Annotated in this window: 14 protein-coding genes and 1 pseudogene; 12 read left to right on the top strand and 3 right to left on the bottom strand. The window is 67.2% G+C overall.

Annotated elements, in window-relative coordinates; genetic code table 11:
- Window positions 1-231: 231 nt before the first annotated feature.
- A complete protein-coding gene (locus E1263_RS15950; RefSeq protein ID WP_132168091.1) occupies window positions 232-1,614 on the bottom strand; it encodes a DUF2079 domain-containing protein in 1,383 nt (460 codons plus the stop codon).
- 92 nt (window positions 1,615-1,706) lie between these two features.
- Between E1263_RS15950 and E1263_RS15945 the strand changes: the two genes are divergently transcribed.
- The 3 genes from E1263_RS15945 (at window position 1,707) to E1263_RS15935 (ending at window position 3,860) form a co-directional block, all read left to right on the top strand.
- A complete protein-coding gene (locus E1263_RS15945; protein WP_132168090.1) occupies window positions 1,707-2,384 on the top strand; it encodes a response regulator transcription factor in 678 nt (225 codons plus the stop codon).
- Window positions 2,371-2,736 carry a hypothetical protein gene (locus tag E1263_RS15940; protein ID WP_132168089.1) on the top strand — a complete coding sequence of 122 codons (366 nt, stop codon included), beginning with the start codon at window positions 2,371-2,373 and terminating at the stop codon, window positions 2,734-2,736. Before E1263_RS15945 ends, E1263_RS15940 begins: the two co-directional genes overlap by 14 nt.
- 194 nt (window positions 2,737-2,930) lie before the next feature.
- Window positions 2,931-3,860, top strand: a complete 930-nt coding sequence (locus E1263_RS15935; protein WP_202868904.1) for a sensor histidine kinase — start codon at window positions 2,931-2,933, stop codon at window positions 3,858-3,860.
- Here E1263_RS15935 and E1263_RS15930 read toward each other — a convergent pair.
- Complete coding sequence (locus E1263_RS15930) at window positions 3,851-4,255, bottom strand: PPOX class F420-dependent oxidoreductase (protein WP_132168088.1); 405 nt, start codon at window positions 4,253-4,255, stop codon at window positions 3,851-3,853. The genes E1263_RS15935 and E1263_RS15930 overlap by 10 nt on opposite strands.
- Before the next feature lie 100 nt (window positions 4,256-4,355).
- Here E1263_RS15930 and E1263_RS15925 point away from each other — a divergent pair, with 100 nt between their 5' ends.
- Window positions 4,356-5,216, top strand: coding sequence for a proline dehydrogenase family protein (locus tag E1263_RS15925; RefSeq protein ID WP_132168087.1), 861 nt, complete (start codon window positions 4,356-4,358; stop codon window positions 5,214-5,216).
- A 12-nt stretch (window positions 5,217-5,228) separates the two neighbouring features.
- Here the strand turns inward: E1263_RS15925 and E1263_RS43660 are convergent.
- Window positions 5,229-6,383: pseudogene (locus tag E1263_RS43660) on the bottom strand (cation:proton antiporter domain-containing protein); the annotation flags it as partial.
- A 288-nt stretch (window positions 6,384-6,671) separates the two neighbouring features.
- Here E1263_RS43660 and E1263_RS15915 point away from each other — a divergent pair.
- From E1263_RS15915 to E1263_RS15880, 8 genes are all read left to right on the top strand, one after another.
- The gene (locus E1263_RS15915) at window positions 6,672-9,086 is read left to right on the top strand and encodes an ATP-binding protein (protein ID WP_132168085.1); all 2,415 of its coding nucleotides are present in this window, start codon (window positions 6,672-6,674) and stop codon (window positions 9,084-9,086) included.
- Between the two features lie 151 nt (window positions 9,087-9,237).
- A complete protein-coding gene (locus tag E1263_RS15910; RefSeq protein WP_132168084.1) occupies window positions 9,238-10,458 on the top strand; it encodes a cytochrome P450 in 1,221 nt (406 codons plus the stop codon).
- Window positions 10,445-12,046, top strand: coding sequence for a tryptophan halogenase family protein (locus tag E1263_RS15905; RefSeq protein WP_132168083.1), 1,602 nt, complete (start codon window positions 10,445-10,447; stop codon window positions 12,044-12,046). Before E1263_RS15910 ends, E1263_RS15905 begins: the two co-directional genes overlap by 14 nt.
- Window positions 12,043-13,443, top strand: coding sequence for an FAD/NAD(P)-binding protein (locus tag E1263_RS15900; RefSeq protein ID WP_132168082.1), 1,401 nt, complete (start codon window positions 12,043-12,045; stop codon window positions 13,441-13,443). Before E1263_RS15905 ends, E1263_RS15900 begins: the two co-directional genes overlap by 4 nt.
- Window positions 13,440-15,101, top strand: a complete 1,662-nt coding sequence (locus E1263_RS15895) for a non-ribosomal peptide synthetase (RefSeq protein ID WP_132168081.1) — start codon at window positions 13,440-13,442, stop codon at window positions 15,099-15,101. The genes E1263_RS15900 and E1263_RS15895 overlap by 4 nt, the downstream gene beginning before the upstream one ends.
- Window positions 15,098-15,829, top strand: a complete 732-nt coding sequence (locus E1263_RS15890) for a thioesterase II family protein (RefSeq protein WP_132168080.1) — start codon at window positions 15,098-15,100, stop codon at window positions 15,827-15,829. Before E1263_RS15895 ends, E1263_RS15890 begins: the two co-directional genes overlap by 4 nt.
- Window positions 15,829-16,368: a flavin reductase family protein gene (locus tag E1263_RS15885; protein WP_202868903.1), complete on the top strand. Its 540-nt coding sequence runs from the start codon at window positions 15,829-15,831 to the stop codon at window positions 16,366-16,368. Before E1263_RS15890 ends, E1263_RS15885 begins: the two co-directional genes overlap by 1 nt.
- On the top strand, window positions 16,362-17,681 hold the full coding sequence (locus E1263_RS15880; protein ID WP_132168079.1) for a cytochrome P450: 1,320 nt from the start codon (window positions 16,362-16,364) through the stop codon (window positions 17,679-17,681). The genes E1263_RS15885 and E1263_RS15880 overlap by 7 nt, the downstream gene beginning before the upstream one ends.
- Window positions 17,682-17,719: the final 38 nt, after the last annotated feature.

Below are 17,719 nucleotides of genomic sequence, written 5' to 3'. Positions count from 1 at the left end.
AAGAGACAACCCCTCCCACGCGCCCCAGTCGACGCGCGGGTCGATCGTCGCGGCTGCGGCCGCCGCGGGTGAGGTCTGTCCCAGTACGGCGGCGCTCAGCGGCGCAGCGACGATCGAGCCCAGCACGGTACGACGGCGCATGTGCGTTCCTCCAGGGGGCGGTCCGGCAGGTAGCTACCGCGACCCTAGTCGCACCGAACGTAGTTGCCCACCCACGCAACGACCACCAACTCAGCGCTCCCGCAGGGGCGGCAAGGTCGGCCCCGGGTGATGCATGAGCACCAGGTCGCCATCACGGATGACCAGGTCGGTCGGGCGGTGCTTGAGCTCAGGATCGTCGTACGGCGCCAGTGTCCATTCCGTCGGCTGGTTGTCGTGCAACTGGTAGACATCGGCCTTCGACGTCAGATGCGGAGCGATGGTGCCGGTCGTGCTGACGGTCACGTTGCGCGGGATGCGATCCACCAGCCGGTTCGCAGCCGCCGCGAACTCCGCCGGCTTCCCCGGCCCGTTGGGAATCGAGGACTGCATGAAATAGGTGAAACAGACGACCGAGAGCCCGGCAGCGAAGAGCGGCAGTAACAAACGACGCCGGCGCCCCACCCAATAAGGCCGAAGCAGAACAAGCCCGTGGATCATTGCGCAGAACACGATCGGCATCAGCACGGCGTCATAGTGGTAGTTCGGAAGCCAGTAGAGCACGTTCGTGCCACCCAATCGCCAGCCCAGCGTCGGCAGCAGCAGCAGTATCAGCGGCGACCGCAAGGCCACGAAAAGCGTTGGCAGCAAGATCATTCCGACCAGCCACAGCTTGTCCGTCGAGAACAGCGCACCGTTCAACCCAGGCGCCGCTCCCTCGAGCCCGCCCTTCCCGAAGTAGCGATAGTTGTTGTAGGGACTGAACGCCGGAACGATCACCAACACACTGAGCAGGGACGCCGCCGTCCCGCCAATCGCAGTGAAAACCCCGAGCCGCCGGGTCTCCGGACGCAGTGCGATCAGAAACCCCAGTACGGCGAGCGTCAGCCCGAGGTCCTCCTTGACCAGCACCAACGGCGCCGCAATCGCAACCGCCCGCCCCGCGCGACCGTGCAGAAACTCAACCATTGCGAAGGCCAGCAGCGGCATGGCGAACGCGATCTCGTGGAAGTCGAACACGAGCCCGTGGAGCAGTCCCCAGGAGAAGCCGTAACAGATCCCGATCACCACGCCGATCTTGGCGCCGAGCGTCGTACAGGCGAGTCGTGTGATCGGGTAGACCGAGGCGGCGAAGAGCAGCGCCTGGGCGACCAGCAGCGTCTCGGCCATCGGGAAGATGCGATGGAACGGCGCCAGCACGGCCAGGATCGGGTGAAAGTGATCGCCGAGCAGGATCATGTTGGGATCCCGGATCGTCGAGACCGGAAGGTGGCCGTGCGCGTAGCTGTGCACCGCCTGGTCGAAGATGCCGAGATCGAAGGCGCCGGTCCGGTAGGACCAGTGCTGCAGCAGCACGAACCAGGTGTAGAAGGCCGCGAACCCACTGGCCAGTACCGCGGCCGGCCACGGCTGCGCGCGTCGTCCCACGATCGGGACGGCGACACGGGCGAAGCGGTCGGCTCGGAGCAGCATCATGTCCCGGAGTATGGGAAAGTGTTGCCCAAGGCAACCTGAAGCAAGCTGAAGATTTCTTCAGCAGGAGCCTGGGAAGGTGCGAACCTGGACTCGTGCGGCTACTGGTGGTGGAAGACGAGCAACGACTCGCAGCGGCGGTGAAGTGGGGACTGGAGTCCCACGGCTTCACCGTGGATGTCGTGCACACAGGTCCGGACGCGCTCTGGGCCGCCGAGGAGAACGAGTACGCGGCGATCATCCTCGACGTGATGCTGCCCGGGCTGAACGGATTCCGCGTTTGCGCGAGCCTGCGCCGTACCGGCATCACGACTCCGATCATGATGCTGACCGCCAAGGACGGCGAGTACGACCAGGCCGAAGGGCTGGACACCGGTGCCGACGACTACCTGACCAAGCCTTTCTCGTACGTCGTTCTGGTCGCGCGGATCCGGGCGCTGTTACGGCGCAGCGGTTCGGTCCGGGCCGAGCTCGAGGTCGGCGACCTGGTGATCGATCCGGCTGCCCGCAGTTGCCGGCGGGGAGAGACCGCGATCGAGCTGACCGCGCGCGAGTTCGGCATCCTGGAATGCCTGGTCCGGCGTCGCGACGTGGTCGTGACGAAACGCGAGATCCTCGAGCAGGTGTGGGACGCGAACTACGACGGCGACGTGAACGTGGTCGAGGTCCACATCAGCGCCTTACGCCGCAAGATCGATCAGCCCTTCGGTCGCAAGACCCTCGAGACCGTCCGCGGCATGGGCTACCGGCTGACGGGCAGTGCGAGTGTTTAGGATCTCGACCGCGGCCCGGGTGGCCATCGTCGCCGGACTGGTCGCGACCCTCCTCGCGGAGGGTTTCGCGTTCTGGATCCGTCACGAGGTCTACAGCTCGCGCTACGACGTCCTGCAAGAGCGAGCGCGAGCAGCGGGCGAGCTGATCATCTCCAATATCTGGATCGTGTCCGCCGCGCCCGACAAGCCGCCGCTGCTTTCCTTCCCCCGCACCGAAGAGCTGTACGAGGTGGTCGACAGCTATGGACGGAGGCTGGACGTCTCCACTGAGGTGCGAGCGTTTCAGAAAGGCCGCCCGCTGCAGGCTGTGCCGGGGATGTCGAGGGGCAGTCGAGTCAGAGTGGCTCCCTGACTTTCGGCGCGCCCGACCCGGAGGCGCTGCAGAAGGCCTGCGATCCGGCGCTGGGACAGCCGACTTCGGAATGTCAGACCGAGAGCAGACTGTCCGGTCGCCAGGTCAAGATCTATCGCAGGGTACTGCCGATCCAGCAGGCGTCGCGGGTCGACCAGAGTGCTGTCAAAGGGCGCCTCCGTGGAACCCTGGCGGTGACCGTCTTCATTGTGCCGTTCGAGGCCGAGGACGCAGTCGCCGAGGTGGACCAAGTGCTGCAGTCGGCGCTGCCGGTGGCTGTTGTGCTGATCATGCTGGGCGCGTACGTCGGGACGCGGACTGCGCTGCGGCCGGTGGAGCGGATGCGGGCGCAGGCGGCGGCGATCAGTCAACGCAACCTGCACGAGCGGGTCCCGGTGCCGCCGACCGGTGATGTGGTGGCGCGGTTGGCGACCACGTTGAACGAGACGCTGGCGCGACTGGAAACTGCCGCCGAGCAGCAGCGCGGCTTTGTCGCCGACGCGGCTCATGAGCTCCGCAGTCCGATCGCCAGTCTGCGCGCGATTCTCGAGGTCGCCAACGAGCATCCGGAGCGGGCCGACTGGCCCCAGGTGAGTGGCACGGCCATCGAAGAGACCAAGCGTCTGCAGAAACTGGCCGACGACTTGTTGCTGGTCGCCAAGCTCGACGCTGAGCCCCGCACGAACACGCAGTCCGTGGACCTGGCCGAGCTGGTACGGCGGCAACTCGCAGCGCGCGTGGACGAGGGGCCCACCCTCAGCTTCGAGGCAGCGGACTCTGTCCTTGTGACCGGTGATGCCGGGCAGCTGGATCGGCTCGTCCGCAATCTGGTGGACAACGCGATCCGGCACACCCGCACCATGGTTGCCGTCAGCATCGAACAGTTACACGGCAACGTCGTACTGCAGGTCGACGACGACGGCGCTGGGATCCCGGAACCCGAGCGGGAGCGAGTCTTCGAGCGGTTCACCCGCCTGGACGAAGCCCGCAGCCGTGATGCGGGTGGTGCGGGGCTCGGCCTCGCGATCGCCCGGGAGATCGCGCTCCGTCACCACGGCACCCTGACCGCAGCCGAGGCACCCAGCGGCGGAGCGCGCTTCACGCTCGTGCTACCTCAGGTGTGATCCTGGATCCGCTCCGGCGTGATGCGGATGACGACTCGCTCGATCTCGGGCGGTAGGGCGACGTACTCCTCAGCGGCCGCCGGACCGTCGTACTTGATGGCGAGGGTTTGGGCCAGTTGGCGGTCCGTGTCGGGAGTGATGGCGGCCTTGCCGCGGACCTCGACCCAGCGGCCTGCGTCGGCCTTGTCGACGACCAAGATGCTGGTGCGGGGATCGGCGAGCAGGTTGCGGGTCTTGAGGCGGACGGCGTCGGAGGAGATCACGACGTCGTTGTCCTCGCGGCCGACCCAGACGACCGTGTTCAACGGCGCACCGGAGGCGGTGAGGGTCGTGAGCACTCCGACATTGGTGTCGTCGAGGAGGCTGCGGGCGGCTTCGGAGAGTTCGGCTGGCATCCTGCGAGGCTAGCCGGACGGGCGGTCAATCTGGACCGAACGGCTAGAGAATGAGACGCGACGCCCGGAAATGTCTGTAGGTGCTGGCAGACTCGGGAACATGCGATGGGACCGAGCGGTGCTGTTCAAGCTGGCGACGAATGAGCGACTGGAGCAGATAGTCAAGGAACTGCCAGGCGGCGAGGAGCAAGCCTGGCGAGCAGCCTCACGGTACGTCGCCGGTCGGACGCGAGACGAGGCGTTGCAGGTGGCCGAGGCGCAGCAAGCTCTCGGTCATGGCGTGAGTATCGACCTGTTCGGTGAGCTGTCGATCGACGCGGCGGACGCGGATCGGGTCGTGGACGAATACCTGGAGCTGGCCAAGCTGACGACGGCCTGGTTGTCGCTCGACCTTTCGCATCTTGCGGTCGACGTGGACCCGGCGGGAGCGGCCGATCGGGTGGTGCGGATTGCCGAGGCGCTGCCCGCCGGTCGCAGGCTGCAGATCGGCGCCGAGGACATCGGCCGCACGGACAGGATCCGCGATTGCGTTCTCACGGTTGCCGGTCGCGGACTGGGTGACCAGCTCGGCGCGACCGTCCAGGCCAACCTGAAACGGTCGCCCGATGACATCGACGCACTGGCCGAGGCCGGCGTACAGGTCCGGTTGGTGAAGGGTGCGTATGTCGAGCCGGCCGGAGCCCACCCGTACGGCGAAGCGACGGACGTCGCGTATTTGCGACTGGCCCATCAGCTCGCCGAGCGGGGTGCCGACTGGTCACTCGCGACGCACGACGGGCGCTTGCGGGAGGCCGTTCTGCTTGCCCTGGGCAACGTCCCCGTCGAACAGTTGCTCGGGATTCGGCCCGAGGTGCTCGCCCAACTGCACGAGCGTGAGATCGCTACCCGCGTCTACGTGCCCTACGGCCCGGCCTGGTTCCGGTACTGGCTTCGTCGCGTCGCCGAGTCCCGTGGTGCCTAGCAGCAGTGTCAGCAGCGGCCCGGTCATGGCGGTGGTGACGAGTGCCATCACGACCAGCAACGAGTAGAGATAGCCGTCGATGATCCCGAGCTGCAGGCCAAGACTGAGCACGATGAGTTCGGTCAGGCCCCGGGTGTTCATCAAGCTGGCCAGTACGGCGGCCTCGCGGTGTGGCTTTCGGCCGAGTCGGGCGCCGAGATAGGCGCCACCCAGTTTGCCGACGATGGCGGCAGCCAGGATCAGTGCGAGTTCGCCGAGGCCGGCGGCGGTCAGGCCGGAGAGGTTGACCTGGAGACCTGCCATCACGAAGAAGATCGGCAGCAGCAGCGTGGTGCTGAAGGTGTCGACGCGCTCGTGGATGACGTGGGTGAGCCGCTCCGCGCCGGCCCGCGGCATCAGGACGCCGAAGAAGAACGCACCGAAGATGAAGTGCAGCCCGAGCCACTCTGTGCACGCGGCGGAGAGCAGCAGGCCGGCGATCACGGTCACGATGCCGGTCAGGCTCGGCTCTCGGAGAGCCAGCCGACGCAGCAGCGGCCGGACCACGAACAGCATGACGAGCAGGTAGGGCACGACCAGGATCAGTCGCCACTGGTGTTGCGACGCGCCAAGCGTGGCGATCACGCCGGCGAGAATCGTCCACGCGGCGAGGTCAGCCAGTGCCGCACAGGTCAGCGCGAGTCCACCGATCTCAGTGCGATGCAGGTTGCGGTCGCGCAGAATCCTGGCCAGGACCGGGAACGCGGTGATCGACAGCGCCGTACCGATGTAGAGGGCGAAACCGGGCATCGAGCTGTCCGGCTCCCGCAGGACGAACGCGATCCCGAAGCCGATCCCGAACGGCAGCACGATCGCGCCGATCGAGGTGGTCAGCGCGGCGGTCGAGTTGCCGCGGACCTTGCGGTGGTCGAGTTCGAGGCCGACCAGGAACATGAACACCGCGACGCCGAGGTTGGCCAGCGCGGACAGCAGCGGCCGGGTGTCGGCCGGGAAGAGCGCCTTCGACAGCCCACCGTGGAACAGCGTCGGGCCGAGCAGGATGCCGGCCGCCATCTCACCGATGACGCGGGGCTGCCGGAGGCGCTCGGCCAAGCTTCCGGCCAGCCGCGTGGCCAGCAGGATCAGCGCCAGATCGACGAGGAGAAAGTAGGCCTGATGCGTCGTCACGTGCCTCAACCATCCTTGGGTGACAAACTCGGAAATTTCTGGGAAATTCCCTGGACGGGATCGGGTGGTCCGCTAAGTACGGGCGTTCAGCAGCCTAAGCAGGCACATGGTTGACGGAGAAAAGTATCGCGTTACGTAATTCCCCCATCCGGTCGCTGATCGGCTGTCCAGCGGATCCGGTGAAAACCGTATGACGTTTCAATTCCGGGCGAGTGACGCCATGTGTAATTCGGTCAGGACTGCCCGTTCCGGCTCGCCGCCGCCTGGAGAGCGAGTGACACTGGTCGAGTGGGCCCAGAAGCGGAGAGCGACCAGACGTGCCAGATGTGTGGTGGCCCGCTGCCTGTTGCCCGTCAGAACGGGCCGCGGGCAGGCCGCCCGGCGCAGTACTGCTCCAACGCCTGTCGCCAGCGCGCCTTCCGGCATCGGACCGGTTCCGGATCCGGGGCTAGCCGCTGGGATGGGCAGCCAGGCGATCGTTTCGTCGGTCGCCGCCGCGAGCTGAACCTGCTCGGCCAGCAGCTGCGAGCGAGCAGACTGGTGACCCTGACCGGCCCCGCGGGCGTCGGCAAGACCCGTACGGCGCGGGAGTTCGTCGCCTCGCTCGGCGCCGTACCGCGGTACATCGTGGCGCTGGATTCGGTCAGCCAACCGGCCCAGGTGCTGGCCGCGGTAGCCGCGACGCTCGGCGTCGACGGACGTCGGCAGACCACGCTGGAGGCGGTCGTCGAGCAGCTCTCGGTGAACCGGAGCCTGCTCGTCCTCGACAACTGTGAGCACCTCCCAGAGGCCTGCGCCGAGCTGATCGAACGCCTCCTCAACCGCTGTCCGCGCCTGCGCGTCCTCACCACCAGTCGCGAGCCGCTGCGCGCCCGCGGCGAGATGGTCGTCCGCCTCGGCGTCCTGCCGCTGCCCAAGGAAGGACAGTCGGTCGCCAAGGACAAGGTGCTCGCGACCGATGCGGCCCGGCTGTTCGTCGATCGGGCCGTGGCGAGTGATCCCGAGTTCGTGGTCACCGAGCGGAACGCACCTCTGATCGCACAGATCTGCTGTCGTGTCGACGGCCTGCCGCTGGCGATCGAGCTGGCCGCGCGCCGGGTCAGCTCAGTCCCGCTGGACGAAGTGCTGGCCGGTCTCACCGACCAGCTCGGCCTCCTCACCGACGGCATCCGGACCGGTCCGCTGCGGCACCGCGAGCTGCGGGCCGCGATCGCCTGGAGCTACCGCCTGCTGAGCGACAACGAGCGGCTGGTCTTCCGCCGGATCTGCGTGCTGGAGAGCGAGTTCGACGTACAGGCTGCTGCGGATGTTGTCGGTCCGGTCGTGGCGACTCAGCGGGTGCTGTGGTCTCTTGAGGCGAAGTCGCTGGTCCAGCGCGTCATCCCGGCCGAGCAGGACCGACCGCGGTTCCGGTTGCTCAACACCGTCAGGAACTACGGCCTGGAGCGGCTGACCGCCGACGGCGAACTGATGGATACCCGGGACCGCCTCGCCGACCGCTTGGCGCGGGTCGCTGCACCGACGGTCAGCAGTCTCTTCTTCGGCGGTTCGGGTTCCGAGGAGATCGTGCAGGAGCGCGACAACCTGGTCGCCGCGGCCGAGCACACCGCGGATGGCGCCGACGAGCGGCACACCGTGCTGGCGGTCGCACTCGCGCGGATGTCCTGGCACCTGCAGCAGACCTCGGCCGGCAGCGACCTGCTCCGGCGGGCGATCGCGCTCGACCCAGACCGCCGTACGGCGCATCACTGCGATCTGTTGTCGACGCTCGCTTGGCTCACTGCGCTCAACCGCGATTACGCCGCGGCGTTCCAGTTGGCGATCGAAGCCGTCGGGCTCGCCGCACGACGCGACGTACCGGCGCAGCTCACGCGAGCGCTGGACGTGCTCGGGCGAATCCACCTCTTCCGCGACGAGTTCGCGCAGGCCGTCGAGGCATACCGAGGCTGCGTCCGGTACGCCGATGCTGACTACCGACCGATGTGTCTGCGGAACCTGTCCTGGGCGTTAGTGCTGGCAGGCGATGTGGATGAGGCCGAGGTGATCATGGCGCAGGCCGCCGCGGACGATTCGGTCGTCCTGTCGTTGCGGATGCGAGGTGCGTTGATGCACACGTCCGGCCTGCTCCAGTTGGCGGCGGACGACGTTGCCGCCGCCGACCGGACGTTCGCTGCCTCGCTGAAAGCCACTGCGGCGCACAGCTACTACGCGACCTACTCGATCGAGGCGATGGCACTGGTGGCCGGTCGGCAGGGCGACAGCTATCGCGCGTCCATCCTGTTCGCCGGGGCCGCAGCAACCCGTGAGCGGCTCGGCCTGGATCCAGAACCGGCTTGGCAGCGCCGGCTCGATACCGCCGCCGGGCTGGTCGCGGCCGCTCTCGGTCGGACTCGAACCGAATCCGCGGTCGCCTACGGCACGGACCTGAAGCTCGACCACCTGGTCGCCTACGCACTGCGCCGGCATCACGAGGCCGAGGTCTCGACGGATGTTCCCGAACTCCTCGGCAACCCGCTGACCGATCGCGAACTGCAGATCGTCGCGCTGGTCGCGGCCGGGATGACGAACCCGCAGATCGCCAGCCGCCTGCGGATCTCCGCCAGCACGGTGAAGACCCACCTGGCCGGCATCCGGAACAAGCTCGAGCTGCGATCCCGGACCCAGATAGCGGTTTGGTACACCTCCGTGCGGCAGGTTTCGTAACGGCGTAGCCGCTTGGTCGATACCGGCGGGCGAGCGAATCGGCAAGGATCGATTCATTGCAACACCTTCTTTTCGCATCGTGGAATTCCACAGTGCGGAAAAGCCGCCCCCCAGAATCGCCGCCCCAGAATTGCCTTCGAATGAGGCCGTTATGACTTCTCTCGAGACACGTGCGCCGCGGGACAAACGGTCCGCTGCCTGCCCCCGCGAACTCAGCATCTACTCACTCACCACCGGGAACGGCGCCGGCCGTGCCCGGGAGCTCTTCCAGGCGCTCGCCGACCGCGGCCCGGTGCACTGGGACCCGTACGTCGCCGCCTGGCTGATCTGCGGTGTCGCCGAAGTGACGACCGCACTCGCTGACGACCGGTTCTCGTCGTACCGCTCGGCCTATACCCAAGGCGAATCTCCCGCCGACGGTGAAGTCGACCTGAACGCGGTCGCGGCCCGGATGCTGCTGCTGAAGGACGGCGAGGAGCACCTGCGCCTGAAGCGCGTCGTACAAGCTGTGCTGTCACCGCGCAGAGTTAAGGCCCTCGAGCCGTGGATGCGCGAGCTCGCCGCTGAACTGCTTCCCGCCGGCTCCGGACCGATGGACTTCGCCGGAACTGTAGCGAGAGACTTTCCCCTGCAGGTGCTGGCGAAACTGCTCGGCATTCCGGCCGGCGATCTCCCGATGGTGCTCGCCGGTTCCGACGCAATGACTGAGATCGTCGGCGGTCTGAACCCGACGCTGGACGAAGACGTCCACCGCAAGGCCCGCCGCCTGCACGACTATGCGCTCGACCTGATCGCCGACCGCCGCGCCAATCCACGTGATGACGGCACGAGCGACTTCGTGGTCGCTGCGGACGCAGCAGGCGGTTTCGGCGATGAGGACATCGCGGCCAACCTCGTCATGCTGATCGCTTCTGGCCACCAGACGCTGCCGGGCTTTCTCACGTTGTCCTTGCAGGACTCGTTCGAGAACGGGCTTCGTTCGGTGCCCGAGGCAATGGCTCACGTGACCCCATCGCGTTTCGTCGGCCGGGTCGTCACCGAGCAGGTCGAACTCGGTGGATGCCTGCTCGAGCCCGGCGACGCGGTCGTCGTCCTGCTGGCTTCGGCGAACTGGTCGCTACCTCCGGCCGAACCCGGAAAACCGTTACGGCACTTGGCTTTCGGTCACGGCCGGCACCGCTGTGCGGGCGCCGCGATGGCCGAGCTGGAAGCTGCCGTGATGTTCGACCAGTTCGCTGCCGTCTGCCCGGTTTCCGGTCACGGTACGCCGACTCTCAACACCGATGTGAATCTCCCCGCACTCACCAGTCAACTGATCGAACTGCCCGAGCACGTCCAGACCTCGGAGGATTGCAATCGTGGAAACCACTGACAACCGGATCAAGAACGTCGTCATTCTCGGCGGCGGAACAGCGGGCTGGATGACAGCCGCCTACCTGGGCAAGGCGCTGCAGGGCACCACGACGATCACGGTGCTGGAGGCGCCCGCCGTACCGCGGATCGGGGTCGGTGAAGCGACCATTCCGAACCTGCAGTCGGCCTTCTTCGACTTCCTCGGCATCCCCGAGGAGGAGTGGATGCGCGAGTGCAACGCGAGCTTCAAGGAGTCGATCAAGTTCGTCAACTGGAGCACCCCGGGTGCCGGCGAATCCACTCCGCGGCTGCGCGCCGACGGCAAGCCGGACTACTTTTACCACGCGTTCGGGCAGCTCCCGAACCATGACGGCATACCGCTGTCGCACTACTGGTACAACGACCACGTCAACGGCCGCACCGACCGCGACTTCGCCTTTGCCTGCTACCCGGTCACGCCGGCCATGGACGCGCACAAGTCGCCGCGACGCCTCGACGGAACCCGGGTCGCCAGCTATGCCTGGCATTTCGATGCCAACCTGGTCGCCGCGTTCCTCTGCAAGTTCGCCGTCGAGAAGCAGGGCGTCGTACACATCAGTGACCAGATGACCGAGGCTGTTCAGGACGAGCGTGGTTTCGTCACCGCCCTGAAGACCAAGGACGGCCGGACCGTCGAGGGCGACCTGTTCGTCGACTGCTCGGGCTTCCGCGGCCTGCTGATCAACAAGGCGATGGCCGAGCCGTTCATCGACATGAGCGACCACCTGCTCAACGACAGCGCAGTCGCCACCCAGATTCCGCATGACGACGCAGCCAACGGGGTCGAGCCGTTCACCTCGGCGATCGCGATGTCGGCGGGCTGGACCTGGAAGATCCCGATGCTCGGGCGCTTCGGCACCGGCTACGTGTACTCCTCGAAGTTCGCCAGTGAGGACGACGCGACCGCGGAGTTCAGCAAGATGTGGGGACTCGACCCGAAGAACACCGACTTCAACAAGATCCGGTTCCGCGTCGGCCGCAACGAACGCGCCTGGGTGAAGAACGTGGTCAGCGTCGGCCTCGCCTCCTGCTTCGTCGAGCCGCTGGAGTCGACCGGCATCTACTTCATCACCGGCGCCCTGTTCCAGCTGGCGAAGAACTTCCCGAACCTCGACTTCGACCCGGTGCTGATCAAGCAGTTCAACGCCGAGATCGAGACGATGTTCGACGACACCCGCGACTTCATCCAGGCGCACTTCTACTACTCGCCGCGCACCGATACCCCGTTCTGGCAGGCCAACAAGGAGCTCTACCTGGCCGAGGGCTTCCAGGAGAAGGTGGCGATGTACAAGTCCGGCATGGTCGTGAACATGCCGATCATGGAAGAGGGCGGCTACTACAAGAACTTCGAGGCCGAGTTCCGGAACTTCTGGACCAACAACAACTACTACTGCGTCCTGGCCGGGCTCGGCGTGTTGCCGGACCGTCCGATGCCCGCGTTGGCTTACCGGCCGGAGTCGGTCGCCGGAGCAGAGCCGCTGTTCGCGGAGCTGCGTCGCAAGCAGGAGGCGTTGGTCGAGTCGCTGCCGTCCACGTATGAATACCTGACCCACTTCCACGGTAAATGAGTAGCCGGGTGCGGGTCGGGATCATCGGCGCCGGCGCCGCCGGGACCAGCGTGCTCGACACGCTGACCCCGGACCGGGTCGACGTCACTGTCTTCGATGGTGGCCCAGGCTTCGGCCCCGGCCGGGCCTACCGTCCGGGCAGTACGGCGGCATTGGTGAACCTGCCCGCATCCAAGATGTCGCTACGCCCGGAAAACCCGCGACACTTCGCCGACTGGCTCGGCGAGGGGCAACCGGAGTTCGTCAGTCGCGAGCTCTACGGCGATTATCTGACCGAGGTCTTCGAGAAGGCAGCGGGCCGGACCGCAGCCACGACAATCTCCGAGGATGTCGTCGCCATCGAGCGGCACGCAGACGGGTACGTCGTGTTCACCGAGCGAGCCCGGTTCGCATTCGACGCGATATTCCTCTGCGTCGGCAACGCGGGCCCAGCCGACGTCTACAACCTCTCCGGTACGGCGGCCTTCGTGCCGGACCCGTATCCGCTCTCCGAACTGACGTTGCCCACGGAGGCATCGGTCACCGTGGTCGGCGCCGGACTGTCCGCGGTTGACGCCGTCCTGGAGCTGGAGCGGCGCGGTCATAAGGGACGTATCCGGGTCGTCTCCCGCAGCGGCTACCTACCGGGGGTGCGGGACACGGCGTCGACCGTGGTGTTGCAGCGGGCCGATGGCGGTCGCGTCAAGGGGCTGGCGGGCAGCCTGCGTCTGCTGGATCTGCACCGGATCCTCGCCGAAGAATTTGTTGCCCAAGGCATCCAGCTTGCAGACCTGTGGCGTGAGTTCCGCGCTGACGAACGACCGGCAGAGCGGTTGCGCCGTCAGCTGCAGCAAGTGCAGGCTGGCGATCCGGCCCTGCCGACCTTCTTGACTGTCGCTGGCTTGCTGCTGGAAAGCCAGGCGTGGCAACTGTTTGACGACACCACCCGCACGGTCTTCCTCCAGCGCTGGCACGGGCTCGTCAGCACGTTGTGCGCGCCCATGCCGGTAGCGACGGCCGAACGGCTGGTCGCGCTCCTCGACACCGGCCTGCTGCGGATCTCGGGCGGGCTTACCGCAATCCGCCCGCACCACAGCGGTTACACCGTGACCACGACTCAAGGCGACTTCGAGACGTCGTACGTGGTCAACACTGTTCGTCCGCAGCCCGTGCATCTGCCCCGGCGGGCTGCGGACCTCCTCACCAGCCTGACAGCTGCCGGCCTGGTCACTTCCCATCCGCTGGGTGGACTGCGGCTTGATGTCGAGACCTGCGCCGCTGCGCCTGGCCTCTACGTACTCGGCGAGCTTGCCGGCGGCGAGTTGTACGTCGAGACGACCGTTCTGACTGCGATCACCCACCGCGTCCGGCAGGCGGTCCACCACCTGCTCGGCGGCCTGCCGAAAGGAACCTCATGATCAGGACACATGCCGGGACGATCCCGGCCCTCATCGAGGACCGGATCTGGCGCACCCCGGACCAGCTGTGTCTCAGCGGCCCGGACGGCGACCTCAGCTACCGGCAGGTCGACGAGCTGACCACCGCTGTGGCCAGGCGACTCGCCGATGCGGGCGTCGAGCCCGGTGAGATCGTCGCGGTCGACGCGCCCCGGTCGACGCTGGGCGTCTGCCTGGCCCTGGCCGTCTGGCGGGCAGGGGCGGGCTTCCTGCTCTTCGATCAGATGCAACCAGAGCTCCGGCGACAGGAGCTGCTGAAAGACGCGCGCGTCCGAATCCGCCTCGGCGTCGAGGACGGCGTACCGGCTCTCACTGTCCTCCGCAACCACTCGCCGGTCCGCGTCGACGACCTCGCCTACGTCGTCTACACGTCAGGCTCGACCGGTACGCCGAAGGGCGTGCTGTGCCGGCATGCCTCCCTGCCGCCCATTGTGGAGATGGCGATCGAGGGGTTCGGTCTGCTCGACACCGACCGGGTCGCGATGCTGGCGCCGTTCCATGTCGAGGGCGTGGTGTTCGAATTGCTGGCCGCGCTCGCGATCGGCGGCAGCCTGCACATCCCGAGTGTCGAGGAACGGCAGAGCGCTGCCGACCTGACCAAGTTCCTCAGGACCCAGGAAGTCACAGTCCTGGTCGGTACGCCGACCCGCCTGGGCGACCTCGATCCGGCGCTCCTGCCCGCTTTGCGGGTCGTGATCAGCGCAGGCGAGGACCTGCCGCTCGAGCTGGCCCAGCGCTGGGCGGACGGCCGGCGCCTGATCAACAGCTACGGCGTCAGCGAGGCGACGATCGCAAGTACGTTCACGATCGTCCCAGCCGACGTACGGCGGGTGTCGATCGGGCGGCCGATCGCGCACAACAGCGTGCTGTTGCTGGATGCGGATGGTCAGCCGGTGCCCACAGGGGTGCCGGGTGAGCTCTTCCTCGGTGGCGCGGGAGTCGCGGCGGCCTATCTGAACCGACCCGAGCTCACGGCCGAACGCTTCGTCGAGGTGGATGGCGCCCGGATGTATCGGACCGGCGACTTCGCAGTCCTGGAAGAAGACGACCTGCTGTATTTCGTCGGCAGGCAAGACGCGCAGGTGCAACTGGGCGGCTTCCGGGTCGAGCCCGGTGAGGTGCGGGCGATGCTGCACACGCATCCGGCCGTCCACGACTGCGCGGTGATTGCTCGCGATGAGCGGCTGATCGCATACGTCGTACCGCAGGGTCGGGTGGTTCCGGCTGAGTTGCGCGATTGGCTTGCCGAGCGCCTGCCTGTCTATCTCGTGCCGTCGCGCTATCTCGTGCTCGATGAGCTGCCACGGACTGCCTGGGGCAAGGTTGATCTGCAAGCCCTGCCGGAGCCGGCCCCGTTGAGCACCGGCCCAACCGGCGGTACGGCGGTCCAGACCGCCCTGGCCGCTGCTGTCGGCGAACTGCTCGGGGTGGTTGCCCTCGGCATCGACCAGTACGACGAGGATCTGTTCCTGCTCGGTCTGACGTCGATCCTGGTGGCGCGGCTGATTCGCCGGGCCGAGGCGGAATTCGACGTCCAGCTCAGTCCGGTGGATGTGTTCGAGCACCCGACGGTGGCCGAGCTCGCTGAGGTTGTCGAGCAGTTACGAGCTGCGCCATGACAGCCTGGTTTCCGCGGATTGCTCGCCGTACCGATGCTCGGGTTCGGCTGGTCTGTCTGGGCGGCGCGGGCACGGGGTCGACCGAGTTCGCCACGTGGCATCACGGGTTGCCGGAGTGGGTGGAGGTGTGGGCCGCGCAGTTGCCGGGGCGCGAGCGGCGGATTCGGGAGGCGCCGGCGAAGACCATGGCCGAGCTGGCCGATCCACTGGCCGAGGAGCTTCAGCAGGACGGTCCGCCGGTGGTCTTGTTCGGCCACAGCTTCGGTGCGTTGATCGCCTATGAGGTGGCGCGCCGGCTGGAGGTTGCCGGGTTGGCGGTGGCGTCGACCGTCGTACCGCATCTGCAAGCGACCCGGCTGCCGGTCACCAATGATGACGACGAGACCTTGCTGGCCTGGGCCCGCAGCGCGAACGGCACCGACCCGGAACTGCTTGCCGACGAGCGATTCGCCCGCTGGCTCGCCGAAGATCTCCGCGTCACCCTGCGCATCCGCCGCGACTACCCGGCGGTGTTGCCCGAGCGGTTGCGATGCCCGGTGCTGGCGATCGGCGGCGCGGGAGACCCCGACGCGACTGCGGTGGACCTGGCCGAGTGGCGGCAGTACGCCGCAGCCGGCTTCGACCAGGTCGAGATCGGCTCCGGCCACTTCTTTCTGCGTGACGAACGTGACTCGCTGCTCACCGCCCTCACCGGTCACTTAGACCGCTGGATCCTAGGGAGTTCGTAATGTCTGCACAGTTGAAGCTGATGTCCGGGGAGCCCGCTGCTCCGCCGGTCCCACCAGAAGATTTCCGGATGCTGATGGCGAACTTCCCGACCGGCGTCTCGATCGTGACGGCCATCGGCCCGGGCGGTGCGCCGATCGGCATGACCTGCTCGTCGGTCTGCAGCGTCTCGGTCGCACCGCCGACGCTGATCGTCTGCCTGCGCCGGGAGAGTCCGACGCTGGCGGCCGTTCTCGCCCGCGGCTCGTTCGCGGTCAACCTGCTGCACGACGGCTCGCGCTCCAAGGCCGAGCTGTTCGCGTCCGGCCGGGAGGACCGCTTCGACCTCGTGCGCTGGCGACACACCCCGTCGTACGGCGGGCCGCATCTCGTCGACGACGCGCATGTCATCGGTGACTGCGTCGTTCGGCAGACAGCCTTCATCGGCGACCACGCCGTGGTGTTCGGCGAGGTTAGCCAGGTAGGCAACCACCCGGACGAGAAGCGGCCGCTGCTCTACGGCCTGCGGAACTACGCTGCCTGGCCGGTGCCGGAATGCTGACCTCGACTCCGACTGCCCGCACACCGCGGCGGCTGCCTGGCGCGGTGCCACTGCTCGGCCACGGGCTGATGATGCAGCGCTCGCCGCTCGACTTCATCGCCGGCGCACGCACGTACGGCGACGTGGTCGAACTGCGGTTGGGCCCCAAAGCGGCGTACCTGGTCACGTCTCCGGCCGGCGTTCGCGAACTGCTGGTGAACCACAGCCAGGTGACGGCGAACGGCGTACTGTTCGAGAAGCTGAAGATCCTCGGCGGGGACGGCATCGGCAGCATCTACGGCACGCCGCATCGGCGTCGGCGCCGGTTGCTCACGCCGCTCTTCGGGCAGCAACAAGCCAAGCGGTACGCCGAAGTCGCGGCGACCGTGGCCGCGGAGAAGGCCGCCTCGTGGACCGATGGTCAGCGGATCCGGCTGGATGAGGACCTGCACGAGATGGCCGCGGCGATCGTCGTACGCAGCCTGTTCCCGGGTGGTGGCGGAATTGCGGCAGCCGCTCGGGCCGCGCGGGACCTGCCTACCGTGTTCCGCGGAGTCGCGAAGCGGGCTTATGCGCCGACCGACCTGATCTTCGCCGTACCGACTCCGGAGAACCGGCGCTTTGCGGAGTCCAACCGGCGGCTGCACGCGTTGGTCGACGAGATCATCGAGGAGTGCCGGCAGACGTCGGACGGGACCGGTCTGCTGGCGGCATTGCTGGCGGCGCGGGATGAAGAGACGCAGGAGCCGTTGACGCATGCGCAGATCCACGACGAGGTGATGACGATGTTCTTCGTCGGCACCGAGGCGTCGGCGGCGGCGTTCGGCTGGATCTTCCACCTGCTGGACCGGAACCCGGAGGTCGCGGGGAAGCTCGAGGCGGAGCTCGAGCGGGTGCAGGACGTGCAGCAGATGACGTATCTACGGCAGGTCGTCCACGAGGCGTTGCGGATGTATCCACCCGGTTGGTTGTTCCCGCGGATTCCCCAGGAGGACCTGGTCATCGCGGGATACCTGGTGCCGGCCGGCGCGAACGTCTTCTACAGCCCGTACGCGTTGCATCGGGACCCGGCGTCGTTTGCCGATCCCGACCGCTTCGACCCCGATCGCTGGTCCGCCGAGCGTGCCTCGGGAATCCCGCGCGACGCCTACCTGCCTTTCGGCGAAGGCGCCCGAACCTGTGTCGGCGCCAACTTCGCGTTCTCAGAAGCGATGATCGTCGCCGCCGGCCTGCTGTCGAAGTGGCGGTTGATCGGCTCCGGCGATCGCGTCGTACCGGTAGCCGCCACCACCCTGCATCCGGACCGGCTACCGATGGTGGTGCGGGCGCGATGATCAAGCTGCCGAGGCCGGTTGACGGCCTCGGCGGCTTG

It is taken from the genome of Kribbella antibiotica (genome assembly GCF_004349055.1).
In the GTDB taxonomy this organism is placed as follows: domain Bacteria; phylum Actinomycetota; class Actinomycetes; order Propionibacteriales; family Kribbellaceae; genus Kribbella; species Kribbella antibiotica.
This window is presented reverse-complemented; position numbering and strand designations above follow the sequence as displayed.